We start from the raw sequence: 20778 nt of genomic DNA on the forward strand, positions 1-20778 counted from the left end.
GGAGGGTCGGAGGGCCTTCCGCTCTGGTGTCGCACAGCCGGAGCGACGTCCCCAGGCCGTCAGCTCGCCCCAGCCACCAAGAGACAGGAAGAGAACGCCTTGAACCGTCTTATTCGCACCCTGGCCGTGACCGGTGCCGCCGGCGCCATGGCACTGCTGGCCGTCCCCGCCCAGGCGGCGACCACCCACAGCGCGACCACCACGGGCACCTGCACCACCGTCAACGGCTCGAACTCCATGGGCACCGGCCAGATCACCATCTGCCCGCAGAGCGACGGCACTAGCCACCTCACCGGATGGCTGGACAACCCGTCGAACAGCATCCCGTTCAACCCGAACTCCGGCTGCAACCCGGGCTGGTGGCTCAACGAGGCCACGGGCGGCGGTGAGATTGGCGCCCAGTGGGGGGGCAACTACACCAGCACCCACTACACCTTCGACGACACCATCACGCCCTCGGCCCCGATCACCGGCGCGACGTTCGAGGTGTTCTGCGCCTGACGTCCGTCCGGCCGTAGTAGCGGCCATCTGTGACCACACCCCACGGCCGTGATTCCCCACCTGACTGGTGGTCTGATCCTCGAGCCGTGCACGGGGGCGCGACGCGCACGATCCGGCTCCCCGGCCCGAATCCGGACCGGGGAGCCGGACGCCCACTCGGCTCCGCTCCCCATCACGGCGCTCCGGGTTTCCGGCGGTCCCTCAAGCTTCACCAGGCCCGGCGCCGAGCCTCTCGGTCAGCAGCCCGGTCAGCTCGGCCGCCCGCTTGTCGACGAAGAGTTGGTCGCCGGACACCTCCAGGCACTCCACCACGCCCGTGGAGTGGTCGCGCCACGGCTCGGCCCTGGCCGCGGTGGCCGTGATGTCCTCGGTCCCGGAGAGCACCAGCAGGTCGGCGACAGCCGGCACCGGGGCACGGTCCAGATGCGCCTGGACGTAGCCGTCGTAGAACGCCACATCGTGCCGCAGACCCGGCATCACCAACTCGCGGATCTCCGGCGCCGCGAGCACCTCAAAGTCCATGCCCCGATAGAGATCCGCGAAGCGAGTCAGGAACGCGTGGTCGTCCAGCCTTCCGAACTTCTCGGGCTCCCAAAGTAGTTGCTGCGGGCCGAACAGGCCGCCAGTGCCAGGAGCGCGGGCGGCTGACCCGCCGCCTCGGCCGCCAGAGCCAACTCGTATGCGACCAGCGCACCCAGGCTCACCCCGAACAGCGCGTACGGCCCGCCGGCAAGATCCGGCACGCCGGTGAGTAGCCCTGCCGCCGGCTCCGGGATGGAGGCGGGGCTGGGCACCGACGCATCGTCAGCAGGGCCCCTGGGCAGTCAAGACCGATCCAACGCGGGGCGGCGGCCGGCCGCAGCCACTTGGCGAAGATCATGCTGGTGCCACCCGCGTAGGGCAGGCAGAGCACCTGGTCTACCTCGGTTGTCCAGCGGGAGAGACACGGTGCTCGAGCCACCGACAGCGTGGGTTCGAGTCCAGGGTCTGCCGGCTCCAGGGTGTGCCGGCAGGCCCTCGCCCCGACCTCAGCTGCCCACGGCCAGCTCCCTGACCCCCCGCAGCCGCTCGTCCAGCCGCTGGGCGAGCTCCAGCCAGGTCTCGGCGTACTGCCGGGCCAAGTCCGCCACCAGCGCACTGCAGTATGCCGGGACCACTTCGGTCAGCTCCGACCACTCCCTGGCACCGATCGCGTTCTGCTGCAGCAGGCGCAGCAGTTGACGTCCCTCCTCCTTGTGGCGCAGTGACGGGTCGCGCACCAGCTTCTCCAGCACCACGGCGGGATCCGACTGCACCAGGCGCATCCGGCGGGCGCCGTGCGCGTGGGGGCGCTTCGCCTGCGGCACCACGCTCACCTCTCCGTCCAACGCCTCGTCGGCCGCCGGTGGCTCACCGGCCGCCATCCGCCGCCGGACATCGCTGACCGTCGCCGGGGAGATCCCGGCCAGCCGGGCGACCTCGCGCAGCGAGGCCTCCGGCCGCTCGGTGAGCAGCGCGGCCGCCCGGAGCCGGCCGGCCGCGCTGTTCAGCGGGCGGACCTTGCCGTCGCGGCCGACCCTGGCCTGGAACTGCGGCTGCTCCGTGAGCTCGGCCGCGCGACGCCGGACGGCCGCGACCGCCCTGGCACCCAGCCCAGCGGACCGGGCGATCGCCCGGTCCGACAGGTGCGGGTGTGAGGCCATGATCCGCTCGGCCGCCAATCGCCGGTCGGCGAGCGACAGCGGCAGACCGTGGGTGACGTTCGCCTCCACGGACTTCAGGAAGGCCTCTTCGGCGGTGCCGTCGAAGAACTCCACCTCGATGGCCTGCAGGCCCTTGGACACCGCGGCAAGCAACCGGTGGGTGCCGTCGATCACCTGCATGGTGCGCCGCTCGACCAAGATGGGCGGGAGCGGCCCGTCCAGTTCCCTCAGTCTCGCGATGTGCTCCTCGTCGCTGCCCTGGGTGCGCGGCGACTCGCCCAGTCGCAACGACGAGATCGGAACCATGGCAGCAGACACCGACTCGGCCACAGCCTGATTCAAGGCACTAACCCCCGTTGTAGTACGGCTCGGAGCCAAGCTCCAGCACGCATGTGTCCACTCCGTGGAGGCCATGACTGAGGTCGTCCGTACACCCGAAGCCAGCGATCCGCCCGGTCGCTCTGCACCCACCGCCCCATGGGGCCAGAGTCGGCTCGCGTGGATTGCCCCAGTGAGTCTCCACCCCAATCGTGGTTCGCGTACGAGAGTCTGTCCAGCCGTCTTGGGTGAATTTTCCATCCGCGATGTCGCACCGCCCAAGTTCGCTGTTCAGCGCTGCTGACTGCTCGTCAGTGATGTCTTCACCAAGTCGGCGGCGCCATCGCCGGAGGCGGCCCGGCTGCGCTGCTGACGGTGAACCCAGCGGCGCTTGGGCAGGGCGGCCGCTCCCTGAACGGTGTAGCACGGCCCGAACTGGCGCAGGATCAACAGCCGAATCGAGTCCAGCTCCGGATCGCCGGTGCTGGCGTGCAGTTCGCTCCGGTCGTTGATCAAGACTCTGCCGCTTCCGACAACCGTCGACCGCTGAACGCGGCGGACCTCCCGAGCCCGTCGCCCCCGCGTCCGTGCAACTGCCGTCTGGCGGCAGTTGCACAGGCCGATCATGTGCCGTACAAGGCCTGGACCGCTCCGAGAACCGCGAGCCCAGGACGGGTGCGCGGCTTCTCGAAGCACCCGCCCGCCGATAGGGTCACCGGGTTGAGGGATTGACCTGCACGGCCGGCGGCTGAGGACGCCGAGGCCCTGCCGGGCCGCGATGTGATGGAGATCCCCGACTGCGGCCGACTCGGAAACCTGGAACGCCGAACGCGGTCAGCACCACGATCACCGACTTTCTCAGGCATGTGCTGACGTTCCATCAGAATGCGAGGTAGGTGTCCATGGCGATGATGGGCGGGCCGGGCTTCGGCCCCCTGGGGCGGCTCGACAAAGACTCGATAACCCGCCAACGGGTGAGACCTGGGACGGTTCGCCGGATCATCCCCTATGCCACCAGGTACCGCTGGCCGCTGGCTCTGCTGCTGCTGACCACCGTCGCCGACGCGGTCATCACGGTCAGCAGCCCGCTGCTCCTCAAGATGATCATCGACGACGGCATCATCCCCCGGCACACCGGCACTGTCGCCTGGCTGTGCGGCGTCATCGCCGCGCTGGCCCTGATCGACGCGGCGGCCGTGTACCTGCAGGCCTGGTGCTCGGGCCGGGTCGGCGAAGGACTCGTCTTCGACCTGCGCAGCAAGGTCTTCACCCATGTGCAGAAGCAGCCGCTGGCCTTCTTCACCCGGGCGCAGACCGGCGCACTGGTCAGCAGGCTCAACGCCGATGTCGTCGGCGCCCGCCAGGCCGTGACCACGCTGCTCACCCAGTCGGTGTCCACCCTGCTGACCATCGTCATGGTCATCGCCGCGATGCTCTACCTGTCCTGGCAGATCACCGTCGCGGCCCTGGTGATGATCCCCTTCTTCCTGCTGCCCGTGCGCTTCATCGCCAGCAGGCTGCAGCGCATCACCCGCGAGACCATGCAACTGGACGCCGAGATGAGCTCGATGATGAACGAGCGCTTCAACGTCGCGGGTGCCATGCTCGCCAAGCTCTACGGCCGCACCGACGATGAGACGAAGCTGTTCAGGAGCAAGGCCGGCCGGGTGCGCGACGTCGCCGTCGCCGGGGTCGTCTACGGGCGGATGCTCTTCATCATCGTCACCGTCCTCACCTCCCTCACCACCGCGCTGGTCTACGGACTGGGCGGCAGCCTGACCATCGACGGCACCCTCAAACTCGGCACCCTGGTCGCCATGGTCACCCTGCTGCTGCGGCTGTACGGACCGATCAACCAGCTCTCCACCATGCAGGTCGACGCGATGACCGCCCTGGTCAGCTTCGACCGCGTCTTCGAGGTCCTCGACCTGGAGCCGCTCATCGCCGAACGCCCCGACGCCTGGGAGCTGCCCGCGGCGCCGTCGAACGGCACGTCACCGGAGATCGAGGCTCCGGAGATCGAGTTCGACCAGGTGCACTTCCGCTACCCCGGCGCCAATGAGGTCTCGCTCGCCTCGCTGGAGTCCATCGCGCTGCGCCGCCCCGAGCGCACCGACGACTCCTGGACCCTGCAAGAGCTCAGCTTCCGGGCCCCCGCAGGCAAGTTGACCGCCCTGGTCGGACACTCGGGCGCCGGCAAGACCACCATCACGCAGCTCGTGCCGCGCCTCTACGACCCCAACCAGGGGGCCGTCCGGATCGGCGGCCACGACATCCGCGAGCTGACCCTGCAGTCGCTGCGCGACACCGTCGGCGTCGTCACCCAGGACGCGCACCTCTTCCACGACACCCTGCGCGCCAATCTCGAGTACGCCCGCCCGGACGCCACCGAACAGGAAGTGATCGAGGCCTGCCAGGCCGCCCTGATCTGGGACACCATCGACGCCCTGCCCGACGGCCTGGACACCGTCGTCGGCGACCGCGGCTACCGGCTCTCCGGCGGCGAGAAGCAGCGCATCGCACTGGCCCGGCTCCTCCTCAAGGCCCCGCCGATCGTCGTCCTGGACGAGGCGACCGCCCACCTGGACTCCGAGTCCGAGGCGGCCATCCAGCGCGCCCTCAAGACCGCGCTGCACGGCCGGACATCGTTGGTGATCGCGCACCGCCTCTCCACCATCCGCGAGGCCGATCAGATCCTCGTCGTCGAGGCTGGCCGGATCCGCGAGAGCGGCACCCACGACGAACTGCTCGATGCCGGCGGCATCTACGCCGACCTCTACCGCACCCAGTTCGCCCAGCAGTCCCCCGCCTGACCGGTCCGGCCGCGCCGACCGCCGAGCGGTCGGCGCGGCCGGATGCCTGCGGCAGGAGAAAAACGGGCAGCGGCTCCGGTCCACGGTGGTGGACCGGAGCCGCTGCCCGTTTCGGGCCGTGAGACCCCCGTGGTGCCGTGGCTATGGGTGGCAGTGGGGAAGGGCCACCGGAATCCGCACCGGGAAACCCGCGTCGGCGCCTTCACCGGCCGGCACCACCACGTCACCCTGGTCGCGCTGGCCCACGCGTTCTGTACCCTCCGGAGGCTGGCTCGGGCCCCGAAAGAAACGGCCACAGCCTGAGCCTCTACCAGGTCGTCCGCGAGCTGTGGACCCTCCTCGCCATCTGGGCCGGCGCATGCCCTACCTCCCACCGCGACATACCCGCACCAATGCGGACCTGATCAAGCCCTACTGGTCTCTTCTTGGCTTGAGGTCCCCTGCCACGCCCCCGGCACAATCAGGGCGGACCGCCGGGGGCGGGCACGGGTCCCGCCCCCGGCGAACGGGGGGTCACCAGGGCGGGCAGGTAGAACGTATGCCAGGACGCCTCCGTCAATCGTCATCCTGTCGGACTAAACGATCACGCTGACCATCCGTCCGACGACTACCGTCCGGCGGTGGATGCACGACAGCAGGTCGGCGCCCGACATTCGAAGCTGACTCTTCGTCAACTCCGAAGACGGCCGCAGCGGCCGCCGGTGAATCACCGACGGCCGCTGCGCCCGTAGGAGACCGCTACGACCGGCCCGGGCTCAGCCACCCCGCGACGGCTTCCCACACCTGGCCCAGCATGTCAGGCCGCACCACATCGGCGTGCGTGCAGGGCAGGTGCACCTCGGTCATCTCCCCGGAGACGTACGGCTGCCACCGCTGCGCCCACTGCACGTCGGTCGCCCGGCTCTCCGCCGCGACCATCACCAGGGCATCCCCGTCGAACCGACCGGGCCGGTGCTCCGCCTGCAGCCGCACGTTGTTGTCGAAGACGTGCATGATGCGGATCAGCTCCTCGTCCGAGACCCCGCCGAGGACATGGCCCACATCCGCCCGGAGCTGCTGGAGCCTCTGGGCGACCGCGTCGTTCTCGTCGGGCGGCGACGAGCCCGCCGGGTCGTCGGACCGGTCCGCCTCCCCAGGGTTGCGGGATGCCTCGCCGACCGCGGCGGGATCCGCGTCCTGCTCCGCCGGGAAGGTGTCCAGAATGACCAGCGCGGCCACCTGCTCACCCGCAGCCTGGAGTTGCACCGCGATCTCGTGTGCCAGCGTCCCCCCGAAGGACCAACCCACCAGGTGGTAGGGGCCGTTCGGCTGCACGGAACGCATCTGCGCAATGTACGTCGCGGCCATCTCCACAGCAGAGGGCGCGAGTTCACTCGTGCCGTCGAGCCCGTCGGCCTGCAGCCCGTAGAGCGGATACTCCTGCGGGATGTACCGGGCCAGCGGCAGGTAGCACCAGCTCAACCCGCTTCCGGGATGCACGAGGAAGAACGGCGGCTTGCTGCCGTCCGGCCGGATGGAGAGCATGCCGCCGAGCGCGTCCTTGACCGACGACAAGGACAGCGTGCTGAGCAGTCCCGTCACGGTCGGGTTGGTGATCAGGTCGCGCACCGACACCGACACACCGCGCGACCGCAGCTGCTCCACCAGGGACACCGCCAGCAGCGAGTGCCCGCCCAGCGTGAAGAAGTCGTCGTCGACCCCGACGCTCTCCAACCCCAGCACCTTCGCGAACGCCTCGCAGACGGTCTGCTCGAAGGCACTCCCCGAGCCGGCGCCCTGGGGAGCCTTCGCACTCACGGCGTACTCCGGGGCGGGCAGGGCCTTGCGGTCCAGCTTGCCGTTGACTGTCAGCGGCAGCTCCTCCAACACGACCACAGCCGACGGCACCATGTACTGCGGCAGCCGTCCAGCCACGAATCCACGGACGGACGAGGTGAGTTCGGCACTGTCGCCGTCCGCGACGACGTACGCCACCAGGCGCTTGTCGCCCGGCACGTCCTCACGGACCAACACCACGGTCTGCTCCAGGCCCGGGTGTGCGGCCAGGATGGCCTGCACCTCACCCGGCTCGATCCGGAAACCACGGATCTTCACCTGGTCATCCGCACGCCCCGCGAACACCAACTCCCCGTCACGCGACCACTTCGCGCGGTCACCCGTGCGGTACAACCGCCCACCCGGCGCCCCGAACGGCGAGGCCACGAACCGCTCCGCCGACAACCCGGGCCGACCCAGATACCCCCGCGCCAACTGCCCACCCGCGACATACATCTCACCCGCAACACCCACCGGAACCGGCCGCAGGAAATCGTCCAGCACATACACACCCAGACCCGGGATACCGCGCCCGATCACACTGCCCGACCCGACCTCACCCGACACCAGCTCGCGGAACGTGACATGCACCGTGGTCTCGGTGATGCCGTACATGTTCACCAACCGCGGACCACCATCACCATGACGCCCCCACCACCCGTCCAGACGGGCCGGATCCAGCGCCTCACCACCGAACACCACCACACGCAACGACGCCACCGCCCCGGGCCGCTGCTCCTCCACAGCCGCCAACTGGTAGAACGCCGACGGCGTCTGACTCAACACCGTCACCCCCTCACGCTCGATCAGCGCCAGGAACTCCTGCGGCGAGCGCGACACCCCATGCGGGACCACCACCACCCGACCACCGTGCAGCAGCGCACCCCACAACTCCCACACCGAGAAATCGAACGCGAACGAGTGGAAGCACGACCACACATCGTCCGCCCCGAACCCGCCGAACAACGGCCCGGCCTGCGCGAACAACCCCGTCACACTGCCATGCGTCACCACCACACCCTTGGGCCGACCCGTCGACCCGGAGGTGTAGATCACATACGCCGGATGCCCCGGCGACACCACACACTCCACCGCCCCACCATCAAGCGCCGCCAACTCCCCCACCACCGACGGCTCGTCCAACGCCACCACCTCGACACCGAACCCACCCAACCGGCCCGCCAACTCAGCGCAGGTCAGCACCAGACGCGCACCCGCATCACCCAGCGTGTACCCGATCCGGTCATCCGGATACGCCGGATCGACCGGCAGATACGCACCCCCAGCCTTCACCACCGCCAGGAGCGCCACCACCAGCTCCACGCCGCGCTCCATCAGCACCGCGACCACCGACTCCGGACCGACCCCGCGCCCGACCAGCAACCGCGCCAGCCGGTTCGCCCGCGCATCCAACTCCCCATACGACACCTCAACACCCTCGAACACCAACGCCACCGCATCCGGCGTCCGCGCCACCTGCGCCGCGAACAACCCCGGCAACGTGGCGTCCACCAGCGGCCGAGCAGTGTCGTTCCACTCCTCCACCACCAACCGGCGCTCATCCGCACCCAGCACGTCCACCGCCGCGAACCGCGACTGCGGAGCCTCCTCCAGAGCGGCAGTCAGGTTCGTGACGGCGGCCTGCAACAGCGTGCAGATCTGCTCCGGATCGGCCGGTGCCACCGCATCGGCGGTCAGGAAGAAGCCACTCCCGTTGTCGTCGACGGACATGGTCACGGGGTAGTTGGTGCGGTCGCTCACGGTCAGCAGCCCGACGCCCTCAAGCCGGGGGCCACTACTCCGCACAGCGGTCTCGCTGTGCCGGTAGTTGAAGAGCGAGGTGAACAGCGGGCTGCCGCCCGCCACCCCACTCGCCTGCTGCGCCAGCGACAGCGGCGCGTGCTCGTGCACCAGCAGCTCGGCCAGCTGGCCTCGCATGCCGGCCAGCGCCTCACCCGCGCTCTGCCCGTCCACTCGCACGCGCACCGGCAGGGTGTTCATGAACAGACCCGGCACCCGGTCCGAGCCGGCGCCCGCGTTCATCCGGCCGAACAGCACCGTGCCGAACACCACATCGTCACGGCCGGTCGCCGCGGCCAGCACCCGCGCCCACGCCAGGTGGAACACCGTGGCCGGGCTCACGCCCTGCCGCCGCGCCACCTCACGGACCCGGCCGACCACTTCAGCATCGAAGGGAACCTGGAAGCGCATCACGGCGGTGCCGTCACCATGCACATCCAGCACACCGAACGGCGCCGTCGTCTCGGTGACGTCCCCCAGCAACTCGGCGAAGTACCGCACGTGCTCCTCACGCGGCACGCCCAGCCGGGCCTGCGCCACGAAGTCCCGGAACGGCAGCGGCGCCGGCAACGCGTCGCCCTGACCGGCCAGGAACGCGGAGAGCTCCTCCAGCAGCACGTCCTGCGAGGCGTGGTCCTGCACCATGTGGTGGGTCCGCAGCAGTACCAGCCAGCGGTCACCGCCGGGCTCCGCCGCGATGTCGACCGTCATCAGGGGTGCCCGGGTCAGATCCATCCACGATCCGCCGATGGCCTTCAACTGCTCCACCGGGCTGGGGCCCTGCGGGTCCAGCACGATCTCCCTGACCGGCAGCTCCACCCGGCGCGACACCACCTGCACCGGCTCGGCCAGGCCCTCCCACACGAATGCCGTGCGGTAGATGTCATGCCGGTCGATCACCCACTGCAGTGCCTCCAGGAACGCGTCCAGGCGCTCCCGCGAGTCGAATCCCAACACCGACGGCTGCATGTAGACATCCGCCTCGGCGCCCTGATCCGCCATCAGATGGTGGAAGAGGAGACCCTCCTGGAGCGGGGCCAGCGGGTAGACGTCGGCCACATTGGCCGCGCCGCCCTCGACCGCGACCACGACATGCTCGATCTCCGCCGCAGTGAGCGCCACCAGCGGCAGCATCTCGGGCGTGATCTCGGTAGCACCCTCGGGGATCAGGTTCGGCGGCACCACCACCTCAACCGGCCCGGCAGCACCGGCCAGCCCGGCCGGCGTCGGCGTCTGGAAGAGGGCCTTGACCGAGGCGGAGACACCCCGCGCCCGGAGGTTCTCCACCAGGGCGACGGCGAGCAGCGAGTGGCCGCCGAGGACGAAGAAGTCGTCGTCGACACCGACTCGGTCGAGTCCGAGGACCTCGGCGAACGCCTGGCACAGGATCTCCTCCTGCACCGTGGCCGGTGCCCGGCCGGTGCCGGCCAGGCCCGTGTAGTCCGGTGCGGGCAGGGCCTTGCGGTCCACCTTGCCGTTCACCGTCACCGGCAGCGCGTCCAAGACCACGACCGCGGAGGGCACCATGTGCTCCGGCAGACGCTCGCCGAGGTAACCGCGCACCGCCTCGGCGATCCCCACCGCCTCCTCGTCGTCGGGAACCACGTAGGCGACCAGGCGCTTGTCACCCGGCACGTCCTCACGCGCCATCACCGCCGCCTGCGCCACCTGCGGATGCCCGGCCACCACAGCCTCGATCTCACCCAACTCGATCCGGAAACCACGGACCTTCACCTGCTCATCCGCACGCCCCAGATACTCCAACCGCCCATCCGCCGTCCACCGCACCACATCACCCGAGCGATACATCCGCCCGCCACCCACCTCGAACGGCGACGCCACAAACCGCTCCGACGTCAACCCCGCCCGACCCAAATACCCCCGAGCCAACTGCGCACCCGCGATGTACAACTCACCCGCCACACCCACCGGCACCGGCTGCAGATGCCCATCCAGCACATACAGACGCGTGTTCGCGATCGGACGACCGATCGACACCGTGTCACCGATCTCGTCCCCAGCGGTCAGCTCGAAGACACAGCAACCCACCACCGTCTCCGTGGGCCCGTACTCGTTCACCACCACCGAACCCGGAACCCGCGCCAACCACGCCCGCACATCAGCACCGTGCAGCGCCTCACCACCCACCACCAGACGACGCGTCGAACCCGCAGCCTGCTCGTCCGACACCAACTCCGCCAACAACGGCAGATGACCCGGCACCGCCTTCACCAACCCGAACCCACCCCGGCCACCCAGCAGTTCCGCCAGACCCTCCGCACCACCAGCCGCACTCGCCACCACCGCCGAACCCGACACCAACGGCACCACCACACTCGTCACCGTCAAGTCGAACGACAACGACGAATGCAACGGCGCACCACCACCCCCGTCCATCCCATACGCGCCGGCAGCCCACCGCACATAGTTCGCCAACCCGCCGTGCGTGACCGCCACGCCCTTCGGCCGACCCGTCGACCCCGACGTGTAGATCACATACGCCAACTGATCTGGCAACACCTCGACTTCAGGAGCCGTCACGGGCTGCGCCGCCAAAGCCCCCACCACCAACGGCTCATCCACCGCGATCGTACGAACCCCCCGCCCCACCGGCAGCTCGTCCAGCACCTCCTCCACACCCACCAGCACCGACGCACCACTGTCACGCAACATGAACGCCAACCGCTCCGCCGGATACTCAGGATCCAACGGCACATACGCCGCCCCCGCCTTCCACACCCCCAGCACCGCGATCACCATCTCCACACCACGCGGCAGGCACAACCCCACCAACGACTCCCCGCCCACACCCTGCAACCGCAGATAACGCGCCAACCGATTCGCCCGCACGTCCAGTTCAGCGAACGACAGCTCCACACCATCCGCCACCACCGCCACCGCATCCGGCACCCGCTCCACCTGCGCAGCGAACAACCCCGGCACCAACCCAGACCCGAACTCCACCCCCGTCCGGTTCCACTCCTCCACCACCAGGCGACGCTCAGCCGCGCCCATCACATCCACGGCGCTCAACCGGGTCTCCGGCTGCGCCGTCACCGTATCCAGGACCTGGACCAACCAGCCCGCGATCCGCCGCACGGTCTCCGCGTCGAACATGTCAGCCGCCGCAATCAGCGTGCCGCGCAACCCCGCCGGCACACCCTGCGCATCAAACGCCTCACCCACGATCACGTCCAGGTCGAACTTCGACGCCAGTGCGCCCATGGCGAGTGCCCCCGGCCGCAAGTCGGGCAACTCCAACGCCGCCGAAGCCGTGTTCTGAACGGTCAACATGACCTGGTGCAGCGGGTGCCGGGAGAGCGAGCGCGCCGGCGCCAACTCCTCCACCAGCTTCTCGAACGGCACGTCCTGATGCTCGAACGCCCCAAGACTGGCCTCCCGCACCCGCTCCAGCACCTCGCCGAAGGTCGGATCACCGGACAGGTCCGTGCGCATCACCAAGGTGTTCACGAAGCAACCGACCAGCTCGTTCAGCGCCTCGTCGCCACGCCCGGCGATCGCCGCACCGATCGGGATGTCCGTCCCCGCGCCGATCCGGCTCAGGGTGACCGCCAACGCCGCCTGGAACAGCATGAACAGAGTCACCCCCCGCTCCCGGGCCAGCGCAGCCAACCGCTGGTGCGTCTCGGCAGAGACAGCCAGCTCCACACTCTCGCCGCGGTGCGAAGCCGTCGCCGGGCGTTGGCGGTCCACCGGCAGTTCCAACTCCTCCGGCGCCCCGGCCAGCGCCTCACGCCAGTACGCCACCTGCCCGGACACCACACTGTCCGGGTCCTGCTCACTACCGAGCACCTCCCGCTGCCACAGCGCGTAGTCCGCGTACTGCACCGGCAGCGGCTCGAACGCAGGCGCCCGGCCCTCCAACCGCGCCGCATACGCCACAGACAGGTCCCGCGCCAACGGCGCCGTCGACCATCCGTCCCCGGCGATGTGATGAACCACCATCACCAACGCGTGGTCATCCTCACTCACCGCGAACAGCGTCACCCGCAACGGGATTTCGGACGAGAGGTCGAAGGCATACGCAACAGCCCCGGCCACCGCGGCATCCAACTCCGCTGCCCCGACCGCTACGACCGGCAGCTCGAACCCGGCCTCGCCGGCCGGCAGTACCCGCTGGAACGGCTCGCCGCCCACGACCGGGTAGACCGTGCGCAGCACCTCGTGCCGACCGATCACGTCCAGCAGCGCCTCAGCCAGGGCGCCCCGGTCCAACTCCCCAGTCAGCCGCAGCGCGATCGGGATGTTGTAGGTCGCGCTCGGACCCTCCGACTGGCCGAGGAACCACAGCCGACGCTGAGCAAACGACAATGGCACCCGATCCGGACGCGCCATCGGGGTCACTCCCGCCCGGCCTGCGGTGGCCTGCCCGAGCCAGGCCGCCAGTCCAGCCGGAGTGGCCGCCTCGAACACCGCCCGCAGCGGCAGTTCCACTCCAAGCAGCACCCGCATCCGACTCACCAGACGGGTCGCCAGCAGGGAGTGTCCACCCAGGGCGAAGAAGTCGTCCTCGACGCCGACGCTCTCCAGACCCAGCACCTGCGCGAACGCCTGGCACAGGAGCTCCTCCTGCACCGTGGCCGGCGCCCGACCTGTTCCGGTCGTGTACTGCGGGGCGGGCAGGACCTTGCGGTCCAGCTTGCCGTTCACCGTCACCGGCAGCGCGGCCAGCACCACCACCGCGGCGGGAACCATGTACTGCGGCAGCCGCTCGGCCGCGAAAGTGGCCACCGCGGAGACCAGTTCCTCGCCGGTGCCATCGACGGCCGGCACCACGTACGCGACCAGGCGCTTGTCACCCGGTGTGTCCTCGCGCACCACCACGGCCGCCTGCGCGACCTTCGGATGCCCGGCCACGACCGACCGGATCTCACCCGGCTCGATCCGGAAACCACGGATCTTCACCTGGTCGTCGGTCCGCCCCGCGAACACCAACTGCCCCTCAGCCGTCCACCGCGCCCGGTCACCCGTGCGGTAGAACCGCTCACCCGGCGCACCGAACGGGTTCGCCACGAACCGCTCCCCGGTCAGCCCCGCACGCCCCAGGTAGCCGCGCGCCAGACCCGCGCCCGCGACGTACAACTCGCCCGCCACACCGACCGGTACGGGCTGCAAGTACTCGTCCAGCACGTACACCCGGGTGTTGACCACCGGCGTGCCGATCGCCACCACCGACGACGCCGGATCGCACCGCCACAACGTGGCATCGACGGTGGTCTCGGTCGGACCGTAGGAGTTGAACATCCTGCGGCCCTCGGCCCAGCGCGCCATTACCTCCGGCGGACACGCCTCACCCGCCGTCACCACCAGCACGCCACGATCCACCGACTCCGCGTCCAGCGTCGCCAACACCGCCGGCGGCAGCGTCACATGCGTCACCTTCTGCTCCGCCAGGAACACCGGCAACGCCTCACCCAGGCGCCGGTCCTGCGGAATCACCACCAGCGCGGCACCCGACAGCAACGCCATGAACCACTCCCACCCGAAGGTGTCGAAACCCGCCGACGCGAACTGCCCCACCCGCGAACCAGCACCAACCCCGAACCACCGCACATGACCCGCCACCTGGTGCGCCACACCCGCATGCGACACCAGCACACCCTTCGGGCGACCCGTCGACCCCGACGTGTAGATCACATACGCCGGATGCGCCGCGAGCAACGGCGACCGACGCTCCGCATCCACCACCCCCACACCCGACAACCCGGCCAGCGCCTCCCGGGTCTCCGGCGCATCCAGCACCACCACCGGCACCGACCCCGCCAGCACCCCGGCCGTAGCCCGGCTCGCAACGGCCAGCACCGAAGCGGCGTCCTGCACCATGTACGCGATCCGGTCCGCCGGATACCCCGGATCCACCGGCATGTACGCGCCGCCCGCCTTCACCACCGCGAGCAACGAGACCATCAGGTCCACACCGCGCTCCAAACACACCGCCACCACCGACTCCGGGCCGACTCCGCGGTCGATCAGCAGTCGTGCCAGCCGGTTCGCCCGCGCATCCAACTCCCCGTACGACACCTCGACACCATCAGCCACCACCGCCACCGCATCTGGAGCCAGCCCACCCGAGCCTCGAACAGCCCCGGCAAGGTCGACGACGCCACCTCGACCGCCGTCTCGTTCCACTCCTCCAGGAGCAGCTGCCGCTCCACCTCACCCAGCACATCCACCGCCGCCGGACGCGTCTGCGGTGCCTTGCAGACCGTCTCCAGGACGCGGACCAGCCACTGCGCCATCCGCTCGACCGTATCCGCGTCGAACAGGTCAGCGGCCCCGACCAACACCCCGCGCAACCCCGCCGGCCTGCCCTGCGCGTCGAAGACCTCACCAAGACTCACGTCCAGGTCGAACTTCACCGCCGGTGCGCCCGCGGCAAGCGCCCCGGGCTGCAAGCCGGGCAGCTCCAGAGCCGCCGACGCCGTGTTCTGCAGGGTGAGCATGACCTGGAACAGCGGGTGGCGTGCCATCGACCGGGTCGGGGAGAGCTCCTCCACCAGCTTCTCGAACGGCACGTCCTGGTGCTCGAACGCACTCAGACCGGTCTCCCGGACCCGGTCGACGAGCTCCTCGAAGGTCGGGTCGCCGGACAGGTCGGTCCGCAACACGAGCGTGTTGACGAAGAACCCGACCAGCTCGTCGAGCGCCTCGTCCGTGCGCCCGGCGACCGGCGACCCGATCGGAATGTCCGTGCCCGCGCCCAGACGGTTCAGCATCACCGCCAACGCCGCCTGCAGCACCATGAACAGGGTCGCCCCCCGCTCCCGGGCCAGCGCAGCCAACCCCCGGTGCGTCTCGGCGGAAACACGCAGCTCCACGCTCTCGCCACGGTGCGAGGCCGTCGCCGAGCGCCGGCGGTCCACCGGCAGCTCCAACTCCTCTGGCACCCCGGCCAACGCCTCACGCCAGTACGCCACCTGCCCGGACAGCACACTGTCCGGATCGTCCTCACTCCCGAGCACATCCCGCTGCCACAACGCGTAGTCCGCGTACTGCACCGGCAACGGCTCCCATTCGGGCACCCGGCCCGTGGCCCGCGCCGCGTACGCCACCGACAGGTCCCGCGCCAACGGCGCCGTCGACGAGCCGTCGGCCGCCACGTGGTGCACCAGCAACACCAGCACATGGTCCGCCTGGCCAACTCCCAGCAACGTCGCCCGAAGAGGGATCTCCGAGGTCAGGTCGAACGCATGACCGACCGCCTCCGCCACCGCCACATCCAGCTCCTGCGGCGCCACCTCGACCAGCGACACCTCGAAGCCGCACTCCTCCACCGCCAGTACCCGCTGGAACGGCTCACCGTCCACCACCGGGAACACCGTGCGCAGCACCTCGTGCCGGCCCACCACGTCCCGCAGCGCTTCCGCCAGGGCGTCCCGGTCCAGCTCGCCTGTCAGCCGCAGCGCCATCGGAATGTTGTAGGTCGCACTCGGACCCTCCAACTGCCCCAGGAACCACAGCCGACGCTGCGCGAACGACAGCGGCACCCGCTCCGGACGCTCCACCGGCACCAACGCCGCCCGGCCCGCTCCGGCCCCACCCAGCCACGCCGCAACCGCGGCAGGAGTCGACCGCTCGAACAGCACCCGCAACGGCAACTCCACACCCAGCACCGCACGCACCCGGCTCACCAACCGCATCGCCAGCAGCGAATGACCACCCAGCTCGAAGAAGCCGTCGTCGACACCGACCCGCTCCAAGCCCAGCACCTGCGCGAACGCCTGGCACAAGAGCTCTTCCTGCACCGTCGCCGGCGCCCGACCAGCACCGGCCGCGTACTCCGGTGCGGGCAGGGCCTTGCGGTCCAGCTTGCCGTTCACCGTCAGCGGGAGTGCATCGAGCGGCACCAGCACCGCCGGGACCGCGTACTCCGGCAGCTCCGCCGCCAACTGCGCGCGAACCTCGCTGAGTTCCAGCTCCGGAGCAGCAACGACGTACCCGACGAGGCGCTTGTCACCCGGCACGTCCTCACGCACGACCACCGCCGCCTGCGCCACCAAAGGCTGCGCCAGCAGCGCGGCCTCGATCTCACCCGGCTCGATCCGGAAACCGCGCAGCTTCACCTGCTGATCAGCCCGGGCGACGTACTCCAGCTCGCCGTCGGCGTTCCACCGCGCCAGGTCACCGGTGCGGTACAGCCGGCCCCCCGCCGGCCCGTACGGGTCGGCGACGAACCGCTCGGCCGTCAGCCCCGGGCGCGCCACGTACCCGCGCGCCAACCCCGCACCCGCCACATACAGCTCACCGGCCACACCCACTGGCACCGGGCGCAGCGCGGCGTCCAGCACGTAGGCGCGCATGTTGTCGAGCGGGCGTCCGATCGGCAGCGCGCCCTCGCCGTCCACCGCGGTGTGCGTGGCGGCGAACGTGGTGGTTTCGGTCGGCCCGTATCCGTTCACCACCACGATGTCCGGGCAGGCCGCCCGCACCCGGGCCACGGCCACCGGCGACAGCACGTCACCACCGGCCCACACCTCCCGAACCCCGGCCAGACACTCCGGGTCCTCCTCCGCCACCAGGGCGAACAGCCCCGCCGTCAGCCACAGCGCCGTGACCCCGAACGAGGAGACCACCTCGGCGAGCGAGACCGCCGTGACATCACCGGCCGGCATCACCACGATCTGACGCCCCGTCAGCAGCGGGACCCACAGCTCCATCGTCGACGCGTCGAAGGAGTGCGGCGAATGCAGCAGCACCCGCTCCATCCCCACACCCGCGAACCGCCGGTCCAACGCCAGCGCCGCCACATCGGCATGCGTCACCGCCACACCCTTCGCCCGACCCGTCGAGCCGGAGGTGTACATCACATAAGCCAACCGCTCCGCATCACAGGAAATCTCCAGCGGCTCCGCGGCACCCGCGCCGGAAACCTCCAGCACCGCCAGACCCAGCTCGCCCGCCTGACCCCGCAACTCGGCATCGGTGACAACGACCGAGACACCCGTCTCCCCCACGATCATCCGACGATGCGCCAGCGGATACCGGACATCCAGCGGCACGTAGAAACCACCCGCCTTCACCACCGCCAGCAACGCCACCACCAACTCCACCGACCGCTCCATCAGCACCGCAACACCGCACTCCGCACCCACACCGACCTCAACCAGCCGCCGCGCCACCGCATTGGCGCGCGCCTCCAACTCCGCATAGGTCAACCGCACACCCTCGAACACCACCGCCACCGCATCCGGCGTCCGCGCCACCTGCGCCGCGAACAACCCCGGCAACGTCGCATCCACCAACGGCTGAGCAGTGTCGTTCCACCCCTCCAGGAGCAGACGGCGCTCAGCCTCACCCACCAGATCCACCGCAGCAAGACGCGTTCCGGGAACGGCAGCCACCTCGTCCAACACCCGGACCAGCCAGTCACCCATCCGTCGCACGGTCTGCGCATCGAACAGGTCAGCCGCCGCCACCACGTAACCGCGCAGCCCCGCCGGCGCACCGGAGGCGTCGAAGACCTCACCGAGGTTCACGTCGAGGTCGAACTTCGCAGGCAGCGCCTCGGGAGCGGCCTGGAGCGGGCCGAGCCGCAGGCCGGGCAGCTCCAGCTCGGCCGAACCGACGTTCTGCACCGTGAGCATGACCTGGTGCAGCGGGTGCCTGGCCAGCGAGCGCACCGGCGCGAGCTCCTCCACCAGCCGGTCGAACGGCACGTCCTGGTGGCCGAAAGCACCGAGAGCGGCCCCGCGGACCCGCTCCAGCACCTCGGTGAACGTCGGATCGCCGGACAGGTCGGTCCGCACCACCAGCGTGTTGACGAAGAAGCCGACCAGGTCGTTGAGCGCCTCGTCGGTGCGCCCGGCGACCGGCGACCCGATCGGGATGTCCGTGCCCGCACCGATCCGGCTCAGGGTGACCGCCAACGCCGCCTGCAGCACCATGAACAGGGTCGCCCCCGTTCCCGAGCCAGCGCCGCCAGCCGCTGATGGGTCTCCGCAGAGACGGCCAGCTCCACACTTTCGCCGCGGTGCGAAGCCGTCGCCAAGCGCCGGCGGTCCACCGGCAGCTCCAACTCCTCCGGCACCCCGGCCAACGCCTCACGCCAGTACGCCACCTGCCCGGACAGCACACTGTCCGGATCGTCCTCACTCCCGAGCACTTCCCGCTGCCACAGCGTATAGTCGGCGTACTGCACCGGCAGCGGCTCCCACTCCGGTGCCCGCCCCGCGGCCCGCGCCGCATACGCCACCGAAAGATCCCGCGCCAGCGGAGCGTTCGACCACCCATCCGTCGCCACGTGATGCACCAACACCACCAGCACATGGTCCGCCTCGCCGAGCGCCAGCAGCGTCGCCCGAAGCGGAATCTCCGAGGTCAGGTCGAACGCATACCCGACCGCCTCCGCCACCGCCCCATCCAGCTCCTCCGGTGCCACCTCGACCACCGACACCTCGAAGCCGCACTCCTCCAGCGACAGCACCCGCTGGTACGGCTCACCATCCGCCACCGGCAGCACCGTGCGCAGCACCTCGTGCCGACCCACCACATCCCGCAACGCCTCATCGATGGCCCCGCGGTCCAACTCCCCGGTCAGCCGCAGTGCCATCGGAATGTTGTAGGTCGTGCTCGGACCCTCCAACTGCCCCAGGAACCACAACCGGCGCTGCGCGAACGACAGCGGCATCCGCTCCGAACGCGCCATCGGCACCAACGCAGTGCGGCCCTCGCCGGCCTCACCCAGCCAGGCCGCGACCGCGGCCGGCGTCGGACGCTCGAACAGCACCCGCAGCGGCAACTCCACACCCAGCATCGCACGCACCCGGCTCACCAACTGCGTCGCCAGCAGCGAGTGACCACCCAGCTCGAAGAAGTCGTCCTCCACCCCGACCCGCTCCAGCCCCAGGACCTGCGCGAACGCGTGGCACAGCAACTCCTCCTGCACCGTGGCCGGTGCCCGGCCGGTGCCGGCCAGGCCCGTGTAGTCCGGAGCGGGCAAGGCCTTGCGGTCAACCTTGCCGTTCACCGTCACCGGCAGCGCGTCCAAGACCACGACCGCGGAGGGCACCATGTGCTCCGGCAGACGCTCGCCGAGGTAACCGCGCACCGCCTCGGCGATCCCCACCGCCTCCTCGTCGTCGGGAACCACGTAGGCGACCAGGCGCTTGTCACCCGGCACGTCCTCACGCGCCATCACCGCCGCCTGCGCCACCTGCGGATGCCCGGCCACCACAGCCTCGATCTCACCCAACTCGATCCGGAAACCACGGACCTTCACCTGCTCATCCGCACGCCCCAGATACTCCAACCGCCCATCCGCCGTCCACCGCACCACATCACCCGAGCGATACATCCGCCCGCCACCCACCTCGAACGGCGACGCCACAAACCGCTCCGACGTCAACCCCGCCCGACCCAAATACCCCCGAGCCAACTGCGCACCCGCGATGTACAACTCACCCGCCACACCCACCGGCACCGGCTGCAGATGCCCATCCAGCACATACAGACGCGTGTTCGCGATCGGCCGACCGATCGACACCATGTCACCGATCTCGTCCCCAGCGGTCAGCTCGAAGACACAGCAACCCACCACCGTCTCCGTCGGCCCATACTCGTTCACCACCACCGAACCCGGAACCCGCGCCAACCACGCCCGCACATCAGCACCGTGCAGCGCCTCACCACCCACCACCAAACGACGCGTCGAACCCGCAGCCTGCTCGTCCGACACCAACTCCGCCAACAACGGCAGATGACCCGGCACCGCCTTCACCAACCCGAACCCACCCCGGCCACCCAGCAGTTCCGCCAGACCCTCCGCACCACCAGCCGCACTCGCCACCACCGCCGAACCCGACACCAACGGCACCACCACACTCGTCACC

Annotated in this window: 7 protein-coding genes and 2 pseudogenes; 2 read left to right on the forward strand and 7 right to left on the reverse strand. The window is 69.9% G+C overall.

All coding sequences use genetic code 11. From position 1 onward, the window contains the following. The first annotated feature begins 99 nt into the window (after positions 1–99). Positions 100–501 carry a hypothetical protein gene (locus tag E6W39_RS11245; RefSeq protein WP_141633417.1) on the forward strand — a complete coding sequence of 134 codons (402 nt, stop codon included), beginning with the start codon at positions 100–102 and terminating at the stop codon, positions 499–501. Between the two features lie 201 nt (positions 502–702). Here E6W39_RS11245 and E6W39_RS11250 read toward each other — a convergent pair whose 3' ends face one another. The 4 genes from E6W39_RS11250 to E6W39_RS11265 form a co-directional block, all read right to left on the reverse strand. Beyond that, complete coding sequence (locus E6W39_RS11250) at positions 703–1023, reverse strand: hypothetical protein (protein WP_141633418.1); 321 nt, start codon at positions 1021–1023, stop codon at positions 703–705. A 26-nt stretch (positions 1024–1049) separates the two neighbouring features. After that, complete coding sequence (locus E6W39_RS11255; protein WP_228718091.1) at positions 1050–1295, reverse strand: thioesterase domain-containing protein; 246 nt, start codon at positions 1293–1295, stop codon at positions 1050–1052. 234 nt (positions 1296–1529) lie between these two features. Continuing rightward, entirely contained in the window at positions 1530–2489 is a 960-nt protein-coding gene (locus E6W39_RS11260) for a ParB/RepB/Spo0J family partition protein (protein ID WP_141633420.1), read from the reverse strand. Positions 2490–2792: 303 nt separating this feature from the next. Further along, the gene (locus tag E6W39_RS11265; RefSeq protein ID WP_141633421.1) at positions 2793–3017 is read right to left on the reverse strand and encodes a hypothetical protein; all 225 of its coding nucleotides are present in this window, start codon (positions 3015–3017) and stop codon (positions 2793–2795) included. Between the two features lie 392 nt (positions 3018–3409). Between E6W39_RS11265 and E6W39_RS11270 the strand changes: the two genes are divergently transcribed. Then, positions 3410–5314 (forward strand): ABC transporter ATP-binding protein, encoded by a 1905-nt coding sequence (locus tag E6W39_RS11270; protein WP_141637675.1) that lies wholly within the window; start codon positions 3410–3412, stop codon positions 5312–5314. A gap of 738 nt (positions 5315–6052) precedes the next feature. Here E6W39_RS11270 and E6W39_RS11275 read toward each other — a convergent pair. The 3 genes and pseudogenes from E6W39_RS11275 to E6W39_RS44500 form a co-directional block, all read right to left on the reverse strand. Further along, positions 6053–14989: a non-ribosomal peptide synthetase gene (locus E6W39_RS11275; protein WP_181799206.1), complete on the reverse strand. Its 8937-nt coding sequence runs from the start codon at positions 14987–14989 to the stop codon at positions 6053–6055. A 155-nt stretch (positions 14990–15144) separates the two neighbouring features. Beyond that, positions 15145–18303 (reverse strand): annotated as a pseudogene (locus E6W39_RS44495) (amino acid adenylation domain-containing protein); the annotation flags it as partial. Beyond that, positions 18280–20777 (reverse strand): annotated as a pseudogene (locus tag E6W39_RS44500) (condensation domain-containing protein); the annotation flags it as partial. The pseudogenes E6W39_RS44500 and E6W39_RS44495, both read right to left, overlap by 24 nt. Between the last annotated feature and the right edge of the window lies 1 nt (position 20778).

This window comes from Kitasatospora acidiphila (genome assembly GCF_006636205.1).
Lineage (GTDB): Bacteria > Actinomycetota > Actinomycetes > Streptomycetales > Streptomycetaceae > Kitasatospora > Kitasatospora acidiphila.